The sequence below is a fragment of the Pseudomonas sp. 50_B genome, assembly GCF_017491625.1.
In the GTDB taxonomy this organism is placed as follows: Bacteria; Pseudomonadota; Gammaproteobacteria; order Pseudomonadales; family Pseudomonadaceae; genus Aquipseudomonas; species Aquipseudomonas danubii.
On record NZ_JAFGYX010000023.1, the window covers coordinates 30,264 to 55,089 of the forward strand.

Annotated in this window: 11 protein-coding genes; 6 read left to right on the top strand and 5 right to left on the bottom strand. The window is 63.7% G+C overall.

The window, feature by feature from the left end:
• Positions 1–89: 89 nt before the first annotated feature.
• Together J5M73_RS25370 and J5M73_RS25375 are read right to left on the bottom strand one after the other, a co-directional pair.
• Positions 90–1,802, bottom strand: coding sequence for an amidase (locus J5M73_RS25370; protein WP_102863354.1), 1,713 nt, complete (start codon positions 1,800–1,802; stop codon positions 90–92).
• A gap of 147 nt (positions 1,803–1,949) precedes the next feature.
• Positions 1,950–2,540, bottom strand: a complete 591-nt coding sequence (locus J5M73_RS25375) for a hypothetical protein (protein WP_243433930.1) — start codon at positions 2,538–2,540, stop codon at positions 1,950–1,952.
• Positions 2,541–2,872: 332 nt separating this feature from the next.
• Between J5M73_RS25375 and J5M73_RS25380 the strand changes: the two genes are divergently transcribed.
• The gene (locus tag J5M73_RS25380; RefSeq protein ID WP_207816343.1) at positions 2,873–4,447 is read left to right on the top strand and encodes a sensor domain-containing diguanylate cyclase; all 1,575 of its coding nucleotides are present in this window, start codon (positions 2,873–2,875) and stop codon (positions 4,445–4,447) included.
• Between the two features lie 84 nt (positions 4,448–4,531).
• Positions 4,532–4,897: a hypothetical protein gene (locus tag J5M73_RS25385; RefSeq protein ID WP_102863356.1), complete on the top strand. Its 366-nt coding sequence runs from the start codon at positions 4,532–4,534 to the stop codon at positions 4,895–4,897.
• A 113-nt stretch (positions 4,898–5,010) separates the two neighbouring features.
• On the opposite strand, the gene J5M73_RS25390 is transcribed toward J5M73_RS25385, so the two are convergent.
• From J5M73_RS25390 to J5M73_RS25400, 3 genes are all read right to left on the bottom strand, one after another.
• Positions 5,011–7,230 (bottom strand): OsmC domain/YcaO domain-containing protein, encoded by a 2,220-nt coding sequence (locus J5M73_RS25390; RefSeq protein WP_102863580.1) that lies wholly within the window; start codon positions 7,228–7,230, stop codon positions 5,011–5,013.
• Between the two features lie 150 nt (positions 7,231–7,380).
• A complete protein-coding gene (locus tag J5M73_RS25395; RefSeq protein ID WP_102863357.1) occupies positions 7,381–8,889 on the bottom strand; it encodes a tryptophan 7-halogenase in 1,509 nt (502 codons plus the stop codon).
• Entirely contained in the window at positions 8,886–9,917 is a 1,032-nt protein-coding gene (locus J5M73_RS25400) for a LysR family transcriptional regulator (RefSeq protein WP_115580182.1), read from the bottom strand. Before J5M73_RS25400 ends, J5M73_RS25395 begins: the two co-directional genes overlap by 4 nt.
• A 485-nt stretch (positions 9,918–10,402) precedes the next feature.
• On the opposite strand from J5M73_RS25400, the gene J5M73_RS25405 reads away from it, so the two are divergent.
• The 4 genes from J5M73_RS25405 to J5M73_RS25420 are packed head-to-tail and all read left to right on the top strand — an operon-like array spanning position 10,403 to position 24,814.
• A complete protein-coding gene (locus tag J5M73_RS25405) occupies positions 10,403–10,669 on the top strand; it encodes a phosphopantetheine-binding protein (protein WP_011061078.1) in 267 nt (88 codons plus the stop codon).
• A 13-nt stretch (positions 10,670–10,682) separates the two neighbouring features.
• Positions 10,683–12,032, top strand: a complete 1,350-nt coding sequence (locus J5M73_RS25410; RefSeq protein ID WP_011061079.1) for a tryptophan 7-halogenase — start codon at positions 10,683–10,685, stop codon at positions 12,030–12,032.
• A 32-nt stretch (positions 12,033–12,064) separates the two neighbouring features.
• Positions 12,065–19,441, top strand: coding sequence for a type I polyketide synthase (locus J5M73_RS25415; RefSeq protein ID WP_207816348.1), 7,377 nt, complete (start codon positions 12,065–12,067; stop codon positions 19,439–19,441).
• 48 nt (positions 19,442–19,489) lie between these two features.
• Entirely contained in the window at positions 19,490–24,814 is a 5,325-nt protein-coding gene (locus J5M73_RS25420; RefSeq protein WP_207816352.1) for a type I polyketide synthase, read from the top strand.
• Positions 24,815–24,826: the final 12 nt, after the last annotated feature.

Consider the following 24,826-nt stretch of genomic DNA (forward strand, 5'->3'; position numbering starts at 1 on the left):
GTCGCGCGCCCCTGGCGGTGCATCGCTGAGGTGCGCTGTCAGGCGGGTAAAGGCCCGGGGCGCCTTATGGGCGCCTCGGGCCTTTGCGCTTAGCGAGCGAGTGACAAGGCCGGTGTGCGTGGTGGAATCAGGCGCTTGCTGCCGGTGGATTCGAAGGCCGACGCCAGGCGCAGCAGGCTCGAATCGTCATAGGCGCGGCCAGCGAAGGTCAGGCCGACCGGCATGCCGATGTCTGCCATCACGCCCATCGGCACGGTCACCGTGGGCACGCCCAGGTGGCGGATCGCAAGGTTGCCGTTGGCCACCCACACACCGTTGCTCCAGGCAATGTCCGCCGACTCGGGGTTGATATCGGCATCGGCCGGGCCGACGTCGGCCACGGTGGGGAACAGCACCGCGTCCAGCCCCAGGCGATCCATCCACTCTTCCAGATCGATGCGCCGGGTCTGCTCCAGGCCGCGCAGGCCGTCAGCCAGGGAGGCGATCTGGTCCCAGGTCTTGAGCCCGCGCTTGGCCATGGTCACGTACTGGTCCATGCCGGCGGCCAGGTCGTCTTCGCGGTTGGGCAGGGTGCCGGGGTCGTGGGGGAAGATCTGCGGCCCGTCGACATCCGCCAGGCGGTTGAGCTTGGGGTCGTCGTTGGCCCGCAGGAAGTCGTCGAAGGCCCAGCCCGACAGTTCCCACAATTCGTCATGGAGGAACTCCTTGCTGACCAGGCCGCGGTTGTACACGGTCGGTGCGCCGGGGCGGTCGCCTTCGCAGTTGGACACCAGGGGGAAGTCCACTTCCAGCACTTCGGCGCCGGCGGCTTCCAGGGCTTGACGCGCCTGTTGCCAAAGGTCGATCACCGAGGGCCGGGTGTGAATGCGCTGGCCGGTGGGGCCGCCGATGCCGGGTTTGTCGCTGGTGCCGGCTTCCGGGTCGGCATTGATGTACATGCGCGGCACACCAAAGCGTTTGCCCTTGAGCGCCGTGGCGTCGGCCGCCAGTTGCGGGTAGGACGCCGGGCGCACCGAGCTCACGCTGGGGATCGGCACCCAGGGCTGCAGGCGCCACAGGTCGCCGCGGGTGTCCGGGTCTTCGGCCACCACCACGTCCAGCACTTGCAGCAGGTCGGCCATGGTCCGGGCGAAGGGCACCACCACGTCCATGGTCGGGGTCAGCGGCCAGTTGCCGCGCACCGAAATCACTCCACGCGATGGTGTGTAGGCGCACAGGCCATTGTTGGAGGCCGGGCCACGCCCGCTGGACCAGGTTTCCTCGGCCAGGCCGAAGGCGGCGAAGCTGGCGGCGGTGGCCGTGCCGGCGCCATTGGAGGAGCCCGAGGCGAAGGGCGCGGTCAGGTAAGCGGCGTTATAGGGACTTTCCGCGCGGCCATAGACGCCGCGCTGCATGCCGCCGTTGGCCATGGGCGGCATGTTGGTCTTGCCCAGGCAGATGGCCCCGGCAGCCCGCAGGCGCTCGATGGTGAAGGCGTCGCGGTAGGCCACCAGTTCGGCAAAGGCCGGGCTGCCCGAGGCGGCGGTCAGGCCCTTGACCAGGTAGCTGTCCTTGGCGGTGTAGGGAATGCCGTCCAGCGGGCCCAGGGTCTGGCCCTTGGCGCGACGCTCATCGGACGCTGCGGCCTCCTTCAGGGCCTCGGGGTTGCGCACCACCACGGCGTTCAGCGCGGTGGCGGTCTGCGGGCCATCGTAGGCATCGATCCGCGCCAGATAGGCCTGGACCAGTTCCACGGCGGTGGTCCGGCCTGATTCCAGGGCGGCGCGCAGGTCGGCAATGGACACTTCGGTGACTTCGATCATGGGGCTACCGCCGTTGGCTGGTGGGTGAGGAGGTCAAGAGGGCGCAACGGAGCGCGGGTGTTCGGGTAATGGCTGTGCATGGTGATTCTCGTGGTACGGCTGGGCACGACAAGGGGTGCAAGGGAAAACTGTGGGCCTTTTTAGCATCTAGTGCGGGGCAGAGGAACCGTTGAACTCGCCCAGGTAGTCCAGTGTCGGCGTGCTTTGCGGCGGGCGCTGATTGGGCCCGGAGGCAACCGATCGCTGGTCGCCATCAATCGACTCGCTGCCGACGATGATGAAGTGGCTGTAATGCGCCTTGATCCGCGAGCGCAGCTGCTGTTGCTCGGCATCACTACGGATCAGCGACTCGAGGTATTGCGGGCAGTCGTCTTTGCCGATCAGCTCGACGAAATCGGCGTCCATGTAGTAGCCCAATTCCTGCCTGAGGCGCCAGCTGGGATTGCGCGCTTCCCAGGCGCTGAATTCGGCGTCGCTGGCATCCGCCGCAGGTTCGGGCTCCCACTGTTCGAAGGCGAACAGCTCAGCCTCGGCCTGGCTGGGGAAGGGGGCGGCGAACAGGTGAAAGGCGAAGTAGGCATCGGCGGCTTCGAGCAGGGCCCGGTTGGCGGCCCCGGCCTGTTCCTGGGGCTGGACCGGATCGGGCGTTGCATGCGCTTCATGGGGCGCCTGGAGTGTGTCAGTGGCCGACGGTGCCGGCTTTTCGAGAGGGTCGAACAAGGTGCTGAAGACGCTCATGGGCGGTCCTTGCGATCAGTGAGGCGGGCGGTTTGGGGGCAACTCTGGCCTGAGGCGGCGCATTGTGACGGGTTGGGGCTGGTGTGAAAACCATGGGCCGTGCGCCACTGGACGCCTGGTCATTTTATCGATTGCCAATCGGAGCAACCCGGGTAGACTGCGCGGCTCTAACAACTGACGCCTTTATAGCCAAACAGTGCAGGCGTTTCGACGATGTTCGACGGATGATTATCCATGTGTCTAGGGCGCACGGACGTGAATGATCCATAGCCGGCAGGCAGTTGGCGCAACATCGAAATCCACTGTCTGCTTGCTCATCCGGACTTTTTTACATGCCTACCCGGCCCAAGCCCAAGCTTAATCTTCGTGTGCTGATTCTGGTCTTCGTACTGTTTGCAGCATTGGCCACCCTGGCCAACAGCTTCTGGGTCATGTTCAAGATCCAGAAGCAGGAGCTCATTGAAAACGCCCTGCAAGTCAACCAGGCCTATGCCGCTCGGATCGCCTCCGGTGTGGAGCAGGTGCTCAGTTCCGATCAGGATCGCTTGAAGTATGCCGCCGCTGTTCTGGGTGGAGACTTTGACGATTCGCAACGACTGGCCGGCGAAGCCCAGCGCTTGCTGGGGCAGGACAACAGCTTCAACTCGGTACTGATCACCAACGCGACCGGCACCATCATCGCCTCAATGCCCGAGCACCTGCATCTCAATGGCCAGTCCCTGCAAGACCAGACACCGCTCAGGCTGCGTCAACCGATCATCAGCAAGGCCTTCAAGTCCATTGCCGGCAATCTGCTGGTTTTTGTATCCCAGCCGGTGTTTGACGGCAAAGGGCGGTACCTGGGGCTGGTCGGCGGCAGCATCCGACTTGAACAGAAGAACGCCCTTCAAGATTTGATGGACCGGCAGGTCCGTGAGGATGGCGCCCATGTCTATCTGGTGGACAGTAATCGGCGGGTTCTCTATCACCCCTATCCCGAGCAGATCGGCCAGATCGTTGCCGATGACCCGATCGTCGATGCGGCCTTGAGCCAGGGCGGGGGTTCATTGCAGGCGCTGGATGCCCAGGGCGTGGAAATGCTCGCGGGTTTCACCCATGTGCCCAGCAGCGGTTGGGGGGTGATCGCCCAGCAGCCCCTCGGCAACATCCAGGCCACGCTGCAGGTAACCATGTCCAAAGTCGCCAAGGGCATACTGCCGCTGGCGCTGTTCGGCCTGGTGCTGATCTGGTGGTTGGGGACGAGGATTTCGGCGCCGCTGTCGCGGCTGGCCGAGAGTGCCAGGCGCCTGGACAGCCCTGAGAGCTATGAGCGCATCAGCGCGATCCCGGCGCAGTATTCTGAAAGTTGGCAGATTCGTCGGGCGCTGCTGCTGGGCACCAGCCTGCTCCAGGAAAAGATCGGCCGGCTCAACCAGCAGGCGCAAAGTGATGCGCTGACCGGGCTGGCCAACCGGCGGGCGATGCAGGACACCCTGGCGCATTGGCAGCAGGCCAATCAGCCGTTCGCCATCGTTTCCATGGACATCGATCACTTCAAACGGGTGAACGACACCTTCGGCCATGGCGTGGGGGATGAAACCCTGAGAGCGATTGCCGACCTGATGAAGCAAAACTCGCGCACTGACGACCTGCCGTGCCGGGTGGGCGGCGAGGAGTTTGTCCTGCTCTTGCCGAACAGTTCGCTATGGGCTGCAACCGATGTCGCAGAGCGCCTGCGAGCCTCGATCGCCGCGGCGCAGATCGATACCGTCGGGCACATTACGGTTTCGTTGGGCGTCAGCGTGTGGCAGCCGGGAAGTGGTTCGATCACCGCCGCGTTGGAAAAGGCCGACCAGTTGTTGTATCAGGCCAAGCAGAAGGGACGTAATTGCGTGGTAACCGAACAGCGCTCGCTGGCCGTCAGTTGAACACGGCGGCTGCCGTCGACTTGCTTGCACAGCGGCCAGTACCGGAGAATCCACCCGGTCCGATACCTAGCAGAGGCAAGCCGCATGCTTTACCCGAAACAACTCAGCCCGGAGTTTTCCGGAGCGTTGCGCACCTTCAGTTTCTGGGTAGCCAACGGCACCCTCGGCTACCCGCTGCTGGAGGGTGTCGACTATCGCAGTTGCCTGAGCGAAGAGCCGAGCATGCTGGAGATGGCCTACGCGATTTTTGCCAATGTGCTGGAGCTGGACGAAGAGGGCGTACCGGTGAATGCCAAGTACGCCGAGTACCGTGCCGCCCAATACATTCGCCAGTACTGCGATCCGGGATACAGCGCATCGCCGGCGTTCGAGGACTGGGAGCAGGAGCTGTATGGCCCGCCTGATAGAGAGGACCGCAAGCCCTGGCCGCCCGGGCTGCGCGATGGCTGACGAGTCACTGTAGAAGCGAGCCGGCTGGCGATGGTCGCCAACGAAAACGCCGCGTTCATTGGGGAACGCGGCGTTCTTGAGGGCTTCGCGGGCTACAGGTTCGGGGCGCTGTGTCAGCGGTTGGCTGCGCTCCACTTGGCCCGTGCCGCGTGCAGCTTCTTGTAGCTGTCGATGAGCCGCAGGTGACGGTCCAGGCCTTCGAGCTGCAGGTTGGTCGGGGTCAGGCCGTAGAAGCGCACGCTACCGTCCACCGAGCCGATCACCGCGTCCATCCGTTCGTTGCCGAACATGCGCCGCAGATTGGCTTCGTAGTCGCCCAGCTCCAGTTCGTCGTCCAGTTCCACTTCCAGCACCGCGTTCAAGGCCTGATAGAACAGCCCGCGCTCGACGGTGTTGTCGTTGTATTGCAGGAACATCTCCACCAGTTCCTTGGCCGGGTCGAACTGCCCCAGGGCCACGTGGAGCAGCAGCTTGAGTTCGAGGATGGTCAACTGGCCCCAGGCGGTGTTGTCGTCGAACTCGATGCCGATCAGGGTGGTGATGTCGGTGTAGTCGTCCAGCTCGCTTTCTTCCAGGCGCTCCAGCAGTGAGCGCAAACCGTCTTCGTCCAGGCTGTGCAGGTTGAGGATGTCTTCACGGAAGAACAGCGCCTTGTTGGTGTTGTCCCAGATCAGGTCGTCCACCGGGTAGATTTCCGAATAGTCCGGCACCAGGATGCGGCAGGCGGTGGCCCCCAGGTGCTGGTACACCGCCATGTAGACTTCCTTGCCCAGGCCTTCGAGGATGCCGAACAGGGTCGCGGCTTCCTCGGCGCTGGCTTTTTCCCTTTCGCTGAAGCCGCTCTGGCTGGTGAAGTCCCACTCGACGAATTCGAAGTCCGCCTTGGCACTGAAGAAACGCCACGACACCACGCCGCTGGAGTCGATGAAGTGCTCGACGAAGTTGTTCGGCTCCATCAGCGCCTGGCTTTCAAAGGTCGGTTGCGGCAGGTCGTTCAAGCCTTCGAAGCTGCGGCCCTGGAGCAGCTCGGTGAGGCTGCGCTCCAGCGCCACCTCGAAGCTTGGGTGGGCGCCGAACGAGGCGAACACGCCGCCGGTGCGCGGGTTCATCAGGGTCACGCACATCACCGGGAACTCGCCGCCCAGGGACGCGTCCTTGACCAGCACCGGGAAGCCTTGCTCTTCCAGGCCCTGGATGCCCGCCAGAATGCTCGGGTACTTGGCCAGCACTTCCTGGGGCACGTCCGGCAGGGCCAGCTCGCCTTCGAGGATCTGGCGCTTGACCGCCCGCTCGAAGATCTCCGACAGGCACTGCACCTGGGCTTCGGCCAGGGTGTTGCCGGCGCTCATGCCGTTGCTCAGGTACAGGTTCTCGATCAGGTTGGAGGGGAAGTACACCACCTCGCCGTCGGACTGGCGCACGTAGGGCAGGCAGCAGATGCCGCGCTCGATGTTGCCCGAGTTGGTGTCGTACAGGTGGGAGCCGCGCAGCTCGCCATCCGGGTTGTAGATGGCCAGGCAGTGTTCGTCGAGGATCTCCTTGGGCAGCTCGTCCTTGCGCCCCGGCTGGAACCAGCGCTCGTCCGGGTAATGCACGAACTCGGCGTTGGCGATTTCCTCGCCCCAGAACTGGTCGTTGTAGAAGAAGTTGCAGTTCAGGCGCTCGATGAACTCGCCCAGGGCCGACGCCAGGGCGCTTTCCTTGGTCGCGCCCTTGCCGTTGGTGAAGCACATCGGCGACTGCGCATCGCGGATATGCAGCGACCAGACGTTGGGCACGATATTGCGCCATGAAGCGATTTCGATCTTCATCCCCAGGCCCGCGAGGATGCCGGACATGTTGGCGATGGTCTGCTCCAGGGGCAGGTCCTTGCCGGCAATGTAGGTGCCTGCGCTGGCGCCCGATTGCGGCATCAACAGCGCCTGGGCATCGGCGTCGAGGTTTTCCACTTCCTCGATGATGAACTCGGGGCCGGTCTGCACCACCTTCTTCACGGTGCAACGGTCGATGGAACGCAGGATGCCCTGGCGGTCCTTGTCGGAGATGTCCGCCGGCAGTTCGACCTGGATCTTGAAGATCTGGTTGTAGCGGTTTTCCGGATCGACAATGTTGTTCTGCGACAGGCGGATATTGTCGGTGGGGATGTTGCGGGTCTGGCAGTACAGCTTGACGAAGTACGCCGCGCACAGCGCCGAAGAAGCCAGGAAATAGTCGAACGGACCCGGCGCCGAACCATCGCCCTTGTAGCGGATCGGTTGGTCGGCCACCACCGTGAAGTCGTCGAACTTGGCTTCAAGTCGAAGGTTGTCGAGAAAGTTGACCTTGATTTCCATGGGGGGCACCGGCATCACAAAGCAAAAAATGGCGGGCATTATCCGGGATTTTGCGCGGGAAGTGTTGCGGTTTTCGGCGCACGGGTGGATCGCCAGGGCTGGCTGCCGGTCACAGACACCGGCACCCGGCCCCGGGCATCACTCAGGCATTCAGTCTTTGAGGATGAAACGATTGGATATCCGCGAATAGCCCAGGGGCAACAACTCGGCTTCGTGCTCCTTGATCAGTTCATGCAGCGCGTTGGCGGTTTCGGTCACCGGCCTGGCTTGCTCCCTGGCCTGTTGCATGACCTGGCACGACTGCCTGAACAGGCTTTCGTAGGCGGGCGAGTTCAGGGACAGGCAGCCAGGGAAGCGCACCGCCTCAAGCGCTGCATCGAACTGGCGGGCGTCGCCACTGTGTTCCAGGTCGTGCAGCAGCTTTTGCAGAAAGGCACTGCCCAGGTTGGAGCCACTGAGCCAGACCCGATGCCACACGTTCCACAGGTGAAAGTCGCTGAAGGCTTCATAGGAGCAGGAAACCAACTGGTCATTGGTCGCCACCGCGTTCAGGCAATGGCGCTCGACTTCGATGAACTGTTCCCGTTGCCAGCGGTTGCTGCGGGCGGCGTCCAGCACCTTGGGGGCCAGCCTGAGGATGGACTCGAAGGTGGTGATCAATCCCCTGGAGAACAGCGGGTCGATAAACCCTGTGGCTTGCGGCAGCAGGCAGAAGCGATCCCCGACATTTTGCACGCTGCGGTAGTTGATGCGCGGCGCGTAGATCCACTCCCGGGCATTGACCGCATCCTTGAAGTGTTCGCCGATGGCCGGGTACTTTTTCAGCAGTTTGCGAAACTCGATCTCCGGCGCCTCGGTGGGACGGTACTTGGCGTTGTTGAACTGGAAGCCGACGCTGCACAACTGATTGGTGCCCTGCGGATGGTTATTGAAGGGGATGACCCACAACCAGCCCTCTTCGAAAATGTGGTGCAAGGTGCTCTTGAACAGTTCGATGGGGGAACGAGTGCGGGACAACGGAGCCAGGGCATCTTCGTAGCTCTTCACGTTGAGCATGTGGGTGAAGAATGAGCAGGTGTCGGTCGCCAGCCCTTCGGTGGTGCGCAAGCCCAGTTGGCGGGAGAGCGGAGAGCCCTGGGCAGCAGCGTCAATGATGAACGCGGCCTTGACGGGGGCGGCGTTGGACAATGCCACCTCGACCCCGTCGTCGTTGAGGCTGATCGACTCGATCTTGATGTTCTGTCTGGATTCGGCGCCGTGTTTCAGGGCAATCATCAGAGCGAAATAGTCGATGTCCTGCCGGAAAAGATGGGCTTCCGGCGCCTTCAGCGGCGGGGCCACAAGGTGGTCGGGGGACGACGGCGCGTTCTCTTGATGCCAGGCAAAACTGAAGCCCAGCTTGATCCCGCAGGCGCTCGAACCGACGTGCTGGATGATCTTGTCGGGGTGCGAGAGGTAGGCGATTTCAGGGATGTCGAAGCGCTTTGCGAGCAAGCGCAGCAGAAAACCGCTTTCCGGTGTCGCCGCTTCGCCGACGGAGAATCGTGGGTGCTGGGCCGAGTCGAGGATCAGTACGTTCAGCCCGGACTTCGCGAGGACAGCGCCGGTCAGCGCGCCGGCGATACCACTACCGATGATAATGACGTCGTACTGATTCATGATGTCTGGCTCTTGTCGTGCAAGGTGGTGGCTCTGGAAAGCGCTGAATGCATTGCCGTATCGAAATGCAGGGTGGCCAGGGTCTGCGGTATTTCCTTTTCAAACGGCAAGTCCCAGTAAGGCGTGCTGCCGATCGAGCGTTTCAACTCATTGATGAACAGGCGGGTCTTGGCCGGGACAACGCTGCTGCGTGCCCTCAGTGCGTAGATCGCTCCCTGTTGCGGATCGGCCTCGCAATATTCGTCGAGCAGCGACACCAGTTGGCCGCTGGCGATCTGTTCATGCACCAGCCAGGTGGGTGCGTGGATGATTCCTATGCCTTGAAGGGCGCCGTCCACCAGCAACTCGGAACTGTTGACCGATAGCCGGCTGCTGGGCATGAGCTTCTTGAACAGGCCATCGACCTTGAATTGCCAAGTCAGTGAGAAGTTGCTGCAGGTGCTGTGGATCAGGCAGGCATGTTGGTACAGGTCTTCAAGAGTTTGCGGACAGCCGTGTTGCCGGATGTATTCCGGGCTTGCGCAGAGCACGCGCCGCATATCCGCAAGTTTCGTTGGAATCAGATTACTGTCCGGCAATATGCCCAGCTTGATACAGATATCGACGTTATCGATGCTGGGGTCGAGAACGTTGTCGTTAAGCGAGAATTCAATGTTCAAACCGGGATGATGGTTCAGTATTCTGCTCAACAAAGGCGCTACATGGCGCCGTCCAAAGGCCACGGGTGCTGAAACCTTGAGAATGCCAAGGGTCGATGCAGTGTGTTCTTTGACTTCTGATCTAGCATGCCCAATGCATCTCGAGATGTTCTTTGCATGTTCGAGAAAGAGCAGGCCTGTTTCGGTAAGTACCAAGCATTTTGTCGATCGATTGAATAGGCAGGTTTCAAGTTCTTTTTCGAGGCTATTGATTCTGCGCATCACCGAAGAAGGTGGGATGCCAAATAGTCTTCCTGTTTCGGAGAAACTACCAGTTTTAGTTACGGATATATAAAGGTCTATGTCATTGACAACGCCTAGCGCCTTCATTACTAAATCCTTTTAGAGTTTTTAGTGTCTTGTTTTTGTAAAGACAAATTACAAATAGATCATGACAGCCTCCTTAGTACGGCTAGGCTTTTTGTTTGTCAAGCAGTGCTGGGCCCTTGATTAGTTGGCTTTGATAAAATTGATTCATAATATTTCAGGCTCCGCAGCTCCACCCGGCGCAGAGCGGAACACCGCCCAAGTGCAAGGCTTGGTTTGCACTATCTGGATACAAAAATAGTTCTAGTGGCCAATTGCGCAGAGCGCCAAAACTATGCTTTGGCGCTCGAAAATGACTTTCTGAAGATCGTCATACAGGCCTGTGGAACACCGTTAAGTTGTGTTGATTTCGATGTTGTCGGGGCTGTTTTGCCTTTGCGGATATGCAAAGGCCTTTTGCAAAATCGGCTATTCACAAGTGCATTCTGATTGAGGATTGTAGACGGGTTTTCCCAACCCACGATTGTCGAGTGCAGGAGCGTACGTCTATGGACGGAGAGGAAGTTAAAGAAAAGATTCGTCGCTACATCATGGAAGATTTGATCGGGCCAAGTGCAAAGGAAGATGAGCTTGATGACCAGACTCCACTACTGGAGTGGGGCATTCTCAACTCGATGAATATCGTCAAGCTCATGGTCTACATCAGGGATGAAATGGGTGTCTCGATTCCAAGTACCCATATCACCGGCAAATATTTTAAAGACCTGAATGCAATATCCAGGACTGTCGAGCAACTAAAGGCCGAGTGCGCCTAACAGGGAGTGGGCAATGAGCGATCATGATTATGATGTAGTGATTATCGGTGGCGGGCCGGCGGGTTCGACCATGGCCTCCTACCTGGCAAAAGCCGGTGTCAAATGCGCGGTGTTCGAAAAAGAACTGTTCGAGCGCGAGCATGTTGGCGAGTCGCTGGTACCGGCCACCACTCCGGTGCTGCTGGAAATCGGGGTGATGGAAAAGATCGAGAAAGCCAACTTCCCGAAGAAGTTCGGCGCTGCCTGGACCTCGGCAGATTCCGGCCCCGAAGACAAGATGGGCTTCCAGGGGCTGGACCACGATTTCCGTTCGGCGGAAATCCTCTTCAACGAGCGCAAGCAGGAAGGGGTCGATCGCGACTTCACGTTCCACGTCGACCGCGGCAAGTTCGACCGCATTCTTCTGGAGCACGCAGGTTCGCTGGGGGCCAAGGTCTTCCAGGGCGTGGAGATCGCTGACGTCGAGTTTCTCAGCCCGGGCAATGTCATTGTCAATGCCAAGCTGGGCAAGCGCAGCGTCGAGATCAAGGCGAAGATGGTGGTGGATGCCAGCGGTCGCAACGTGCTGCTGGGCCGCCGGCTGGGCTTGCGAGAAAAGGACCCGGTCTTCAACCAGTTCGCGATTCACTCCTGGTTCGACAACTTCGACCGCAAGTCGGCGACGCAAAGCCCGGACAAGGTCGACTACATCTTCATTCACTTCCTGCCGATGACCAATACCTGGGTCTGGCAGATCCCGATCACCGAAACCATTACCAGCGTGGGCGTGGTTACGCAGAAGCAGAACTACACCAACTCCGACCTCACCTATGAAGAGTTCTTCTGGGAAGCGGTGAAGACCCGGGAAAACCTGCATGACGCGCTGAAGGCCTCGGAGCAGGTCCGCCCGTTCAAGAAAGAGGCGGACTACAGCTACGGCATGAAAGAAGTCTGTGGCGACAGCTTCGTGCTGATCGGCGATGCCGCTCGGTTCGTCGACCCGATCTTCTCCAGCGGCGTCAGCGTTGCACTCAACAGTGCGCGCATCGCCAGCGGCGACATCATCGAGGCGGTGAAGAACAACGACTTCAGCAAGTCCAGTTTCACTCACTACGAAGGCATGATCAGGAATGGCATCAAGAACTGGTATGAGTTCATCACGCTCTATTACCGCCTGAACATCCTCTTCACCGCGTTCGTTCAAGACCCACGCTACCGCCTGGACATCCTGCAATTGCTGCAAGGGGACGTCTACAGCGGCAAGCGCCTGGAAGTGCTGGACAAGATGCGCGAAATCATCGCTGCGGTTGAAAGCGACCCGGAACACCTCTGGCACAAGTACCTGGGCGACATGCAGGTTCCTACCGCCAAACCCGCGTTCTAAACACTCAACACCCAGTCGAAGGAGATGACTGAATGGATGCTCGTGCGCCCATGGATTTTGAACCCATTGCAATCATCGGGAGTGGATGCCGCTTTGCCAAAGGTGCATCGACCCCCGAGGCATTCTGGGAGCTCCTTCGTGCTGGGACCGATTTTGTCGGACCGGTTCCCGCAGAGCGCTGGGACACAGCAGCGATCTACGATGAGAACGCTGCTGAAACCGGTACGACCTACAGCAAGGTGGGGGCGTTCCTCGAGCACATCGACCGCTTCGATGCGCATTACTTTGGCATCTCGGCCTCTGAAGCCAAGGAAATGGACCCGCAGCAGCGCCTGCTGCTGGAGGTCGCCTGTGAAAGCGTGGCCCGGGCCGGCCTGACCCGCGAGCAGCTCAAAGGCAGCAGGACCGCGGTCTATGTCGGCATGCTGGGCATGGATTACCTGGCGCTGCATTCCCGCGAGGCCGGCATCGAACAGATCAATCCCTACTATGCCGCCGGCAAGGAATTCAGCTTCGCCGCCGGGCGCATTGCCTACCACCTGGGTGTTCATGGGCCGGCAATGACCGTGACCACGGCATGCTCTTCGTCCCTGGTGGCCATGCACCTGGCCTGTCGCGCCTTGCAGGCAGGGGAGGCGGACATGGCCCTGGCCGGAGGGGTGAACCTGATGCTGGCGCCGGACCTGACGATCTACATGAGCCAGATCAGGGCGATCTCGCCCAGTGGCCGCTGCCGGGTATTCGATGCGGCGGCCGACGGGATCGTCCGGGGCGAGGGCTGCGGGGTCACGGTGCTCAAGCGCCTGGCAGATGCCCTGCGCGATGGCGACCCGATCCAGGCTGTGATCAGGGGCTCGGCGATCAACCAGGATGGCGCCAGTGCCGGCCAGACCGTGCCCAACGCCAATGCCCAGGCTGCGGTGATCCGCCAGGCCCTGAAAGTGGCCGGCTTGAGCGTGGACGACATCGACTATGTCGAGGCCCACGGCACCGGTACGCCCCTGGGCGATCCGATCGAACTCTCTTCGCTGGACCGTGCCTTCCAGGGGCGTGAGCGACCGCTGTGGGTGGGCTCGGTCAAGGCCAACATGGGCCATCTGGATGCGGCCGCCGGAATGGCCAGCGTGATCAAGACCATGATGGTTCTCAAGCACGCCGAGGTGCCTGCGCAACTGCATCTCGCACAGTTGAACCCACTGGTGGACTGGAAGCGTTCCCGGCTGGCGGTGCCCACGGCGATCGAGTCGTTGCCCGACCGGCCGCGCCTGGCTGGAATCAGCGGTTTCGGGCTCAGTGGCACCAACGTCCACATGATTCTCGAAGATGCCAGCGCCTATCGGCAGGCACAGCCGCAGCAGGAACCATCGGCACCGGGCCGGCCCTGGGTCCTGCCGGTATCGGCCAGGTCCGCGCAGGCCGTGGTGGAGCAGGCCAGGGCCTATGCCATTCATCTGCCGCAGCAGGACGATGGGCAATTACAAGCCTTTGTCGCCAGCGCCATTCATCGTCGTGATCACTTTCCCTACCGGTCGGCCGTGGTGGGTGCGAACGCCGCGCAATTGAAGAGCCAGCTGGAGCAGTTGCCGGCCCCGACCTTGGCCTGCGCGACGGACGAAGAGGATCGGCGCGGGCCCGTGCTGGTGTTTACCGGGCAGGGCGCCCAGTGGGTGGGAATGGGCCGCGACCTGCTTGAACGGGAGCCGGCCTTCCTGGCGATGATCCGGCGTTGCGACCAGGCGCTGGCCCAGTGGGCAAACTGGTCGGTGGAGGCCGAGCTGCGCAGCGACGCCAGTGGGTCCCGCCTGCACCTGACCGAATTTGCCCAGCCCTGCATCTTTGCCATCCAGGTGGCGATCAGTGAATGCCTGCGCCAGTGGGGTGTGATCCCGGCGGCGGTGGTCGGCCACTCCATGGGGGAAGTGGCCGCGGCCTATTGCGCCGGAGCACTGAACCTGGAGTCGGCGGTGCGGGTCATCCACCATCGGGCCCAGGCCATGAAGGACACCCTGGGGCAGGGGCGGATGCTGGTGGTGGGCTTGCCCGCGCCGACGCTCCAGTCGCGTCTGGCGAACAACCCGCAACTGGAACTGTCGGTGGTCAACAGTCGAAACAGCTGTGTGGTGTCCGGCAGCCCGCAGGCTGTACAGGCTCTGGATCAGCAACTGCGTGACGAAGGCATCTTCACTTACCTGATGCCGGCGGAATATGCCTTCCACTCCTGCCAGATGGATGAGTGCCTGACGCAGATCCGCGCGGGGCTGGAGGATTTGCCGGTGGTTGCCGCGCACACGCCCTGGATTTCCACCAGCGCGATGCCCGAGGAGCCGATCCTGGCAGATGCCGACTACTGGGCGAGGAATGCCCGTGGCATCGTGCGCTTCGATCGCGCCATTGAACAGTTGATCGAGCAGGGGCACCGGCTGTTCGTCGAGATCGGCCCACACACCGTGCTGGCGGCGTCGATCAACCAGGCCCTGGCCGACAAGGGAACCCAGGGGCTGGTGTGCGGCGCCTTGCACAAGCAGGGCGACGCCGCCCTGGAGCTGGCCAGTATTGTTGCCCGCCTGTACGAGTGGGGCGCGGGTCCCGACTGGCAAGCCTTCCAACCCAGGGAGGCGGCGCTGGAGCTGCCGGCCTATCCCTGGCAGCAGGAGCGTTTCTGGTTTGCCCCGGCGCCGCGGCCGCAGCCGGCGGGACTCGTGTCCCAGCTGCGGGCGCAGGTACTGGTGTATGACGCCCAGGGCAATCTCTGCGCCCAGGCCAACGATGTGGCGCTGAGCGTGCCGCAGCTGGCACAAGTCGCAGTGCCGGCACCGGCCAAGGTGCCCGCTGCGGCGCAGCCGGTGGGGGATGTGCGGGCGCAGATTGGTGCACTGCTGACGCAGATCATCGGCGTGGCCTGTGCCGACCCGGACCCGGATCGAGGCTTCTTCGAACTGGGCCTGAGCTCGATTTCCCTGGTTGAATTCAAGCGCATGCTGGAACGCCAGTTCGCCCTCAAGCTGTCGGCGACCGTGGGCTTCGACTATCCCACCATCAACCGGCTGGGCCAGTACCTGGAAGGGCTGCTATCCCGGGAGCCGGCCAGTACCCCGGTAACGGTCGATGCCGGGGCGACCGACGCCGCGGGGAGCATCGCCGTGGTGGCCATGGCGTGCCGGTTTCCCCAGGCCGACAGCCCCGAGGCCCTCTGGAAGCTGATACTGGAACAGACGGACACCGTAGGGCCGGTACCGCCGTCCCGGCTCGCCGGCGCCAAACCGGAGGAAACCTTCCCGCGGTTTGCCAGCCTTATCCAGCGCCCCGAAGGGTTCGACGAAGCGTTCTTCCGCATTTCCCCCAAGGAAGCCCGGAGCATGGACCCCCAGCAACGGCTGTTGCTGATGGTGGCCTGGGAGGCTCTGGAACGGGCCGGTATCCCTCAGGAGAAGCTGCTGGAACAGAGGGTCGGGGTGTTTGTCGGGGCCAACGCCCACGACTACGAAACCCGGGTCCTGGGTAGCGCGCAAGGCGTGGATGCCCACTACGGCACTGGCAGTTCGTTTTCGGCGATCTGCGGGCGCCTCTCACATTTTCTCGGCGTGCGTGGGCCGAGCCTGACGGTGGACACCGCATGCTCGTCATCGCTCACGGCCATCCATCTGGCGTGCAACAGCTTGCGTGCCGCGGAGTGCGACATCGCGATTGTCGGTGGGGTGAATGTCATCGCCTCGGCATCGATCTTTCAATCCATGGGGCAGGCCGGCGCATTGGCCCCGGACGGCATCAGCAAGGCCTTCGACGACAGTGCCGACGGTTACGGTCGAGGGGAGGGCTGCGGCGTGGTCATTCTCAAGCGCCAGGCCCAGGCCGAGCGGGAGCGTGACCCGATTGTCGCGACGATTCTCGGTTCGGCGGTCAATCACGACGGTGCCTGTGCCGGGCTGACAGTGCCCAATGGTCCGGCGCAAGAGGCGCTGATCAGCGAAGCACTGGCCAACGCCGGCGTGCATCCGGGGCAAGTCAGCTACGTCGAGGCCCATGGCACCGGCACGGTGCTGGGTGACCCCATCGAGCTCAACGCCTTGCACAACGCCTATCGCCAGGCCAGCCCCGACAGTCCGGCGCTGACGGTGGCCTCGGTCAAGGCCAATATCGGGCACCTCGAGGCGGCAGCGGGCATCGCGTCGCTGATCAAGGCCTGCCTGGTGGTGGAGCACGGCCGGATTGCCCCGCAAGCCCATCTGCAGCGGGCCAACACCCGTGTCGATTGGGCGGCCATGAACCTCAAGCTGGCGCATCAGGCCATGGACTGGCCGGGCCGGCCGGAGTCGCGGGTGGCCGGGGTCAGTGCCTTTGGTTTCACCGGAACCAACGTGCATGTGCTGCTCAAGGGCTACACGGCGCCCGCGACAGCGCCTTTGCCTCCCGCCACCGCGCCAGTGGCCTTGTGCCTGTCCGCGGCCACCCCGGCGGCATTGGCGGAGCTGGCCCAGCGCTATGTGTCCTTCCTGGGCACTACCGAGCACTGCCCACAGACCATCTGCTACAACGCGCTGGTGCGGCGCACGGCGTTCAAGGAACGCCTGGTCGTCCAGGGCCAGGATTGCCGCGAGCTGGCTCAGGCACTACAGGCCTGGCTGGCCGGCAGCCCCATCGCCAATGACCGCAAACCCGCGGCCGGCGAACCCTGGGCAACCCTGGCCGAGGCCTTTGGCCGCGGCGTCCAGGCGCCGGGCCCCGAGCGCTTGCCGGACGGCTGTCTGGCCATCGGGTTGCCCACCTATCCGTGGCAGCTCAACGACTACTGGATCGACGCTGGGCAGCCGGCCACGGCGGTGCAGCCCGCCCGGGCAGCCTCGGGCCACCCTTGCCTGCAGATGCTGGTACGGCCGGCCGGGCAGCTCTGGTACTGGTCGGGGGCTCTCGCTCCCCAGGCCGGGCATTACGACCCGCTGGGCGAACAGGGGTACAGGGTCAAGACTCACCTGTTGCTGGATGCCGTGCTCCAGGCGGTGCGGGAAACACCGCGGGGCGTGCAGCAGATCCGCGACTTGCAGATTGCCCAGCTGCGTCTGCGCGGCGAACAGCACCTCACTTCGCACCTGAGCATCCACCTCAGCCAGGCCGCTGACGCCTGCTTCGAACTGGCCTTGCAAGGGGCCGGCGACGAGCGCCGCCAGGTCTGCATGAGCGGAACCCTGGTTGACTGTGCAGCGCAGTTGCAGGAGCAAACCCTGCGCGCGGTGTCGATGCTCGATGAGCCTTCAGCGCCGGCGCCGGACGTTGGCCTGTGCCCATGGTCCGGGTGTGCGGCCACGGGCGGGCAGCGGGCCTTGTACCGCTTTGCCCACTCCCTGACGGCGGCCGAGCGCCAGACCCAGTTGCTGGCCAGTGTGGTCGAGCTGTTTGAAGGCGCCCACGCCGCCGCGCTGGTCGGGTTCTCCGGGCTCCAGGTATGGGCAGACCTGCCGGCGCAGGTATGGATTGTGCTGGCCGGCCATGACGCCGACAAACCCGACAGCCTGCAGGTAGTGGATGCCCGGGGTTGCCAGCTGGCACTGTTCGAAGGTCCGCAGTTTGGCCATCCTGGTTCGTGGTACTTGCCCGACCTCCAGAGCGCACCCCTCGAGCTGCCGATGATCGTTCGCCAATGGCAGGACTATCCGATGCCGGGCGAGGGTGCTCGGCAACGCGAGGGCTACTGGATGGTGCTGGCCTGGAGCACCGCCGAAGTCCAGCCACTGGCTGCGGCGTTCGCGGCTGAACAGCGTCCGGTCGAAGTCATCGAGCTGCACGCCGGGCAACAACCTCTGGCCCGCCAACTGTCCTCGGCGTTGCGCGGGGCAGTGGCCGATCCGTCCTGCCTGGGGGTGATCGTTGCCGGCGCTGATGCTCAGGAGGCCGACGACCTCGGTTTATCCCTGGTGGCCTCTGCGGCGCTGGTACAGGCCTTCGCCGGTGCGATTGCCAGCGTCGGAACACCGGCAAAGCCGGTCTGGTTCGCCCTTCATGCCAGGGATGCTGCATCGCCGGCCATGGGCGCTGCCCAGGCCACCTGGCAGGGCGCCGCGCACATTTTCGCCCTGGAGCATCCTGCCTGGTGGGGCGGTCTGGTGACTTTGCAGGGCAGCGACGGAAGAAGCTACGCCAGCCTCTGCCGGCTGTTGCACGGCCAACCTGGCCATGATCACTTTGCGATCAGCGGCGCCCGGGTCGAGGTGCAATACCTGGTGGAGGATCAAACCGACCCGCTACAGCGCCTGGAGCCGCCGGCGCTGAACGGAACCGTTGTGCTGCATGCCGTCCCGGGATGTGACCTGGAGCTTGCGCTGACGGCACTCGGGCAGCGGGGTGTGCAGCGTGTGCTGCTGCTCTGCGAGGCCCCCGGGCAACTGCACATGCCTGAGCGGATGCCCGGGGCGATGGCGATCAGCAGCCTCTCGGACCTGAGCCGGGAAAACCTGGCTGACACCTTCGCGACGCTGCGAGCGCAAGACCGCATCGCCGGCTTTATCCACCTCGATCTTGACTGGCGCACGGTTGCGCTCAAGGAGCCAGAGTTTGTCGTGCGAATGCAGGAAAGCGCTCGGCCGCTTGAGGTCTTGCAGCAGGTTCACCAACTGATCGATGACCCCGAAGCGTTCTTCCTGATCCTGGGCAGTGTGTCTTCCCTGCTTGGCGGGGCCGGCTTCGCCCGCTCGGCGATTGCCGATGCGTATGCCTCGTGGGTGCATGCACAGCGCCGGCGCCAGGGGTTGAACTGCCAGCTGCTGCACCTGACGCAGAGCGAACAGGAGCTTGAGCAGGACGCCGCCGCCCGCACGGCCATGCAAGGCAGCGGCCTGCAGCCTTTGCAGCGCTCGCAGATAGTGCAAGCCATAGCTCGCGTGCTGGGCGGCCAGGGCCAGTGCGGGCTGCTCAATGTCGACTGGCAACAACTCAAAGGGCTGTACCTGAGCGTGCTGCGCTGGCCCCTGCTCGAACACCTGGGCGCCGCGGATAGCGACGCGGATCAGCGTCTGGCCGAGCTGATTGGCCTGCCACCGCTGCAGCAGCGCCGGGCCATGCAGGCGCTGGTCTGCGAGGTAGTGGGGCAAGTGTTCGGCGTTGCCGATGGCCTGGAGCTCGATGTCAGGAAGGGCTTCTTCGACATGGGCATGTCCTCGGTCATGTCGCTGGACCTGCGCTCACGGCTGGGCCGGGCGTTGAGCATCGACCTGCCTTCGACCTTCGGCTTCGAATACACCTCCATCGAACAGGTCACGGACTACCTCATGGGCCAGCTCCTGGCGCCTGAAACCCGGGAGCCGGTGACGGCGCCCGAACCTGTGTCGCCAGCGTCGCGGCATCAGGACCTGCATGAACTGTCACGGGCCGAGCTGATTGGTGCTCTCGAAGACGAGCTGCGCGATATCGCCAATTACTAGCCCTGGGGCTGGATGACCACTGCCAGAGAATCACTGATCGAGGCCTTTATGGATAACGATGTCCGCGATGTAAGCAAGGAACAGCTGCAAGAGAGTCTTGCTCAGGCAATCACCACCATCCGTGCGCTCAAGGAAAAGGTGGCCGGCAAGAGCTCGGCGCCTGTCGAGCCGATCGCCGTAGTGGGCCTGGGGTGCCGGCTGCCGGGCAGTGCCGACACACCGAAGCGGCTGTGGAGCCTGCTGAAAAATGCCACCGATGCGGTGGGCGACATGCCCCGCGACCGTCTGTACGGCACCGACTATTACCATCCTGATCCCCAGGCACCCGGCAAGGCCTACGTCATGCGTGGCGGCTTCATCGAGGGGGTGGATCAGTTCGACCCGGGCTTCTTCGGCATTTCGCCCAAGGAAGCCGAAGGCATGGACCCCCAGCAGCGCCTGGCCCTGGAGGTCGCCTGGGAGGCCCTGGAGAACGCCGCGATCGCCCCCGACAGCCTGCATGGCAAGAAGCTCGGCGTGTTCATGGGGGTCAGTACCAATGATTACGTGCGCCTGCGCCAGCAGTTGGGCGCGGTCGAGGACGTCAACGCCTACCAGTTCTATGGCGAAACCAGTTTCGTGGCCGGACGCATTGCCTACACCCTGGGCTCCAGGGGCCCGGCGGTGGTGCTCGACACCTCCTGCTCCTCATCCCTGGTGGCCCTGCACCAGGCCTGCAACAGCCTGCGCAGCCGCGAGAGCGAGCTGGCGCTGGCCGGTGGGGTCAATCTGATCCTGTCGCCCTACGGTTTCATCCTGGTCAGCAAGCTGCGGGCCGTGGCCCCCGATGGCCGCTGCAAGACCTTCGACGCTGCGGCCGATGGCTACGGGCGTGCCGAAGGCTGCGTGATCCTTGCGCTCAAGCGGCTGAGTGATGCGGTACGCGACCAGGACCCGGTGCTGGCCGTGATCGAGGGTAGTGCGGTCAACAACGACGGCGCCAGTAGCGGCATCACCGTGCCCAACATCCACGCCCAGGAAGAGGTGATCAGGCTGGCGCTCGGCCAGGCCGGGCTCCAGGGCAGCGAGGTCGACTATGTCGAGGCCCATGGCACCGGCACCGCGCTGGGCGACCCGATCGAACTGCACGCCCTGCATGCGGTACTGGGCAAGCAGCGGCCCGTGGATGCGCCGCTGCTGGTGGGCTCGATCAAGGCCAACATGGGGCATCTCGAACCGGTCGCCGGGGTGACCGGGCTGGCCAAGGTCCTGTTGTGCCTGCAACAAGAGGCCCTGGTGCCCCAGGTGCATTTCAACACGCCCAATCCGCGGATCGAATGGGATCGCCTGGCCCTGAAGGTGGTCACCGAATCCACCCCCTGGCCACGCCAGGGCAAGGCGCGGCACGCCGGTGTCAGTTCGTTTGGTGTCACCGGCACCAACGCCCATGTGCTAGTGGGCGACGCGCCGCTGCGCGAACGTGCCCAGGGGCGCGACAACCCCTGGCAACTGATCACTCTGTCGGCCAAGGGCGAGACACCCCGGCGCCAGATTGCCGGACGCTATGAACGTTTTATCGCCGACAACAGCCAGCTCGAACTCAAGGACCTGTGCTACACGGCGAACGTCGGGCGGGCGCACTTTGGCCATCGTTTCGCGGCCGTAGCCGATAGCCGTGAGGGGCTGCGCGAGCAACTGGCGGCCTATGCGTCACGCAAGGTGGTGGGCCATGTATTCGAAGGGCGCTGCCAGGGAGCGGCGGCGCCGCTGGTGATGCTCTTTCCGGGGCAGGGCTGCCAGTACCGGGCGATGGCCCAGGCACTGTATGACAGCGAACCATTCTTCAAGGCGCAGATCGATGAATGCCGCGCCCTGTTGCAGCCGCTGATGGACGTGGACCTGCTGACCCTGGTGCTGGACGCGGGTGCGGCCAGTGACAGCTACCTGCAACAGACCCGCTATGCCCAGCCGGCGATATTCGCGGTTGAATATGCCCTGGCGCGGTTGTGGATGCATTGGGGGGTCGCTGCCGATGCGCTGTTCGGACACAGTTTCGGCGAGATCAGTGCCATCTGTGTGGCCGGGGCGATATCCCTGGCTGACGCGTTGCGTATGGTGGAGGCGCGTGGGCGCCTGGCCCAGCAACTGATGACGGCCGGCGGCGCGATGTACGCACTGGGCATGAGCGAGGCGCAACTGCTGGAGCTGCTCAAGGACCGGCCCGGCAGCGCAATTGAACTGGCGGCGGTCAACAGCCCGCAGGACGTGGTGGTGGCCGGGCCGCAGGCCGAGGTCCAGGCGCTGGCCGAAGCGGCGCTCGCCAGCGGCTGCAAGGTCAAGAAGCTTGCGGTTTCCCATGCCTTCCATACCGCAGCCACCGAGCCGATGCTTGAAGCGTTCCGCCAGACGGTGGCGCAGATCACCTTCAGCGAGCCGCGCTTGCCGGTCATCAGCAGTGTCACTGGCCGGGTGCATACGCTCTCTAGCCTGGGCTCGCCCGATTACTGGTGTACGCACACCCGCCAGGCCGTGAGGTTCAGCGAAGGGGTCAACACCCTGATCGCAGAGCTGGGGGTGAAAACCTTCCTTGAAGTGGCCTCCGATGCTGTGTTGACGCCGCTGATCGGCCGTCACCCCCTGGCGGACGACAGCCTGGTCCTGGCCAGCCTGCGCCGGGCCGGCGATCCGCCCAGGGACCTGCGCCTGGCCGCCGCGCAGCTCTACGTGGGCGGCCATAACCTCGACTGGGCCCGGCTGCACGAGCATGACGGGGCCTTGCGCCAGGCCTTGCCCGGGTATGCGTTTCAGCGCCAGCGCTACTGGTTCGACAACGCCAGCGGCTCGCCCCTGCAACAGCTCGCTGCGGGAGCGGTCGGCCGGCTGCTGGGGCACTCGGTCAATGCACCCACTCCGGCATTCGAGTCGAAGCTGGATAGCGCGCTCCTGCAGGCCGTGGGCGGCGAGATCCGCGATGACCTGGCGCTGCTGCGTCCTGACCGGTTGCTGGCAGCCCTGAGCGATGAGCTGGCCGGGCACTTGCAGCTGGACACCTATGGGGTGAGCCTCGCCAGCATCACCCCGGCCCTGGCGTTCCATGTCGATGACCAGTTGCATCTGTTTACCGAACTCAAGCCGCTGTCCGGGGCGGCCTGGGAGGTCAACTGCTCGGCCCTGAGCGCAGCGGCCAAGGTTGCCGGTGCCGATTGGCAGCCGGTCCTGTCGCTGACCCTGGAGGGCATGCCGGCGGTCACCCGTGGCGGCCTGCCGGACCCGGGCCATGCCGCCGCCCAGGACGCAGGCTTTGTCTATCACATGCAGTTGCCGGCAGAAGCCGATCCGCACGGCAATCGCCTTGGGCAGGTCCTCGAGTACCTGGGGCAGGCGGCGCCGGGTGATGCGCCGGGCTCGATAAGCGGCATCCGCCGCTGGGTCGCCAGCCGGTCCGCTTCGCCCCGGGCACAAAGCCTGGTGATTGCCACGAGCCAGGCACATCCGCAGCAGTTCGACTGCGCCTTGTACGATGCCCACGGCCAGTGTGTAGGCAGCCTGGAAGGGCTGACCCTGGCTGCCGCGCCGAGTGAGGAGGCGCTGCGTGGCATGCTTTACCAGCCCGACGTGCTCTACAGCCTGGATTGGCTCGAACGCCCTCGCCAGCGCGCCGAAGTGCCGCAGCAGGACCGCTTGTTCACCCTGGTCAGCCGCTCTCCAGAGACCGCCGCTCCCCTGGTCGAACACCTGCAGCGTGGCGGGCATCGTACCCGGGTCCTGTGCCCGCAGCAGTTGCTCGATAGCGCTAGGAGGGTGCTGGCCCAGGACCCGAGCCAGCCATTGACCGATGAAGGCGAGGCCTTGGCCGCCGATATCATCGTGCTCGATGGCAAAGACATCGAGGATGCCGGCTCGACCACGCTGCAGAGCCTGTCGAGCCTGCAGGCGACACTGTTCCACCCGTTGCTGGAGATGGTCCAGGCGCTCATCGAACTGGGCCCGCGCGGTGGCCGGTTGTGGCTGGTGACTCAAGGGGCAAACGCCGTTGGCCTGGATCGCGAACAGCCCTTGCAAGTGGCGACCGGGCCGTTGTGGGGGCTGGGCAAGACGCTCGCCCTGGAGCACCCCGAACACTGGCGCGGGCTGATCGACCTGGCCCCCGACGATCCTCACTGGGCAAGGGCCCTGGCCGAAGAAGTCAGCGACCCCGATGGCGAGGACAAGATCTGCCTGCGCCCGGGCAAGCGCTATGTCCAGCGCCTGAACCATTTCAGCGCTGCGCAGTTGCCAGCACAGGCCTATGCGCCTTGCCCGCAGGGCAGTTACCTGATTACCGGCGGCATGGGCGGAATTGGCCTGGCCATGGCCCAGTGGCTTCTGGATAAAGGCGCTGGCGCTGTGCTGATCACCGGCCGGCGGCCACTGGAGGATGTTGCTACGGGCCTGGAGCGCTTCGGCGCTGCGGCATCGCGGGTGAGTTACGTCCAGGCCGACATCACCTCGCCCCAGGACATGCAGCGGCTGTTCTGCGGTCTGGAGGCGTCGGGCGCGAGCCTGAAGGGCATCTTCCATGCCGCCGGGATTTCAATTCCGCAGGACCTCAAGGACGTCGACCGTGACAGTTTCGATCAGGTGATGCGGCCCAAGGTCGAGGGCACCTGGTTGTTGCACGAACTGTCCCTGGGGCTGGACCTGGACTTCTTTGCCCTGTGTTCGAGCATCGCCAGTGTCTGGGGTTCGCAGCATGTCGCCAGCTACGCAGCCGCCAATCAGTTCCTCGACAGCCTGGCGTGGCAGCGTCGGGCCATGGGCCTGAGTGCCCTGGTGATCGACTGGGGACTGTGGGCCGGCGGCAGTCACCTGTTCGACGAACAGGTGCTGAATTTCCTCACCAGCGTTGGCTTGAAACAGATCGCCCCAGTGCAGAACGTCGGCCTGCTGTCGCGGATTCTGGCCAGCGAGCTGCCTCAGCTGGTGGTGTCAGGGGTGGACTGGAATCGCTTCAAGCCACTGCTCGAATCCCGCGGCCCGCAACCGCTGCTGCAGTACATCCGCAGCCAGGCTCCGACCGCCAGGGCCGGCGACAGCAGCAACGTGGAGATCCTGCAGCAACTGGCGGGCGCCGACGAAGCCGCCGCCCTGGCATTGCTGGATGACTACGTGTGGGAGCAGTACGCGCAGTTGCTCGGGGTCAAGACCGAACAGGTGCGGGCCAAGCTCGAGGATGGCGGCAGCCTGATGGACTTCGGCCTGGACTCGCTGCTGGTGATGGACATGGTCGCCCGCTGCCGGCGCGATCTGAAGCTGGAGATCAAGGCCCGCGAGTTTCTTGAGTGTCCGGGCCTGATGTGGCCGGACTTCCTGGCCCGTTCGATAAAGGAACAGGGCTGCGTGGCCGAGGCCTGACGGGCCGCAGGC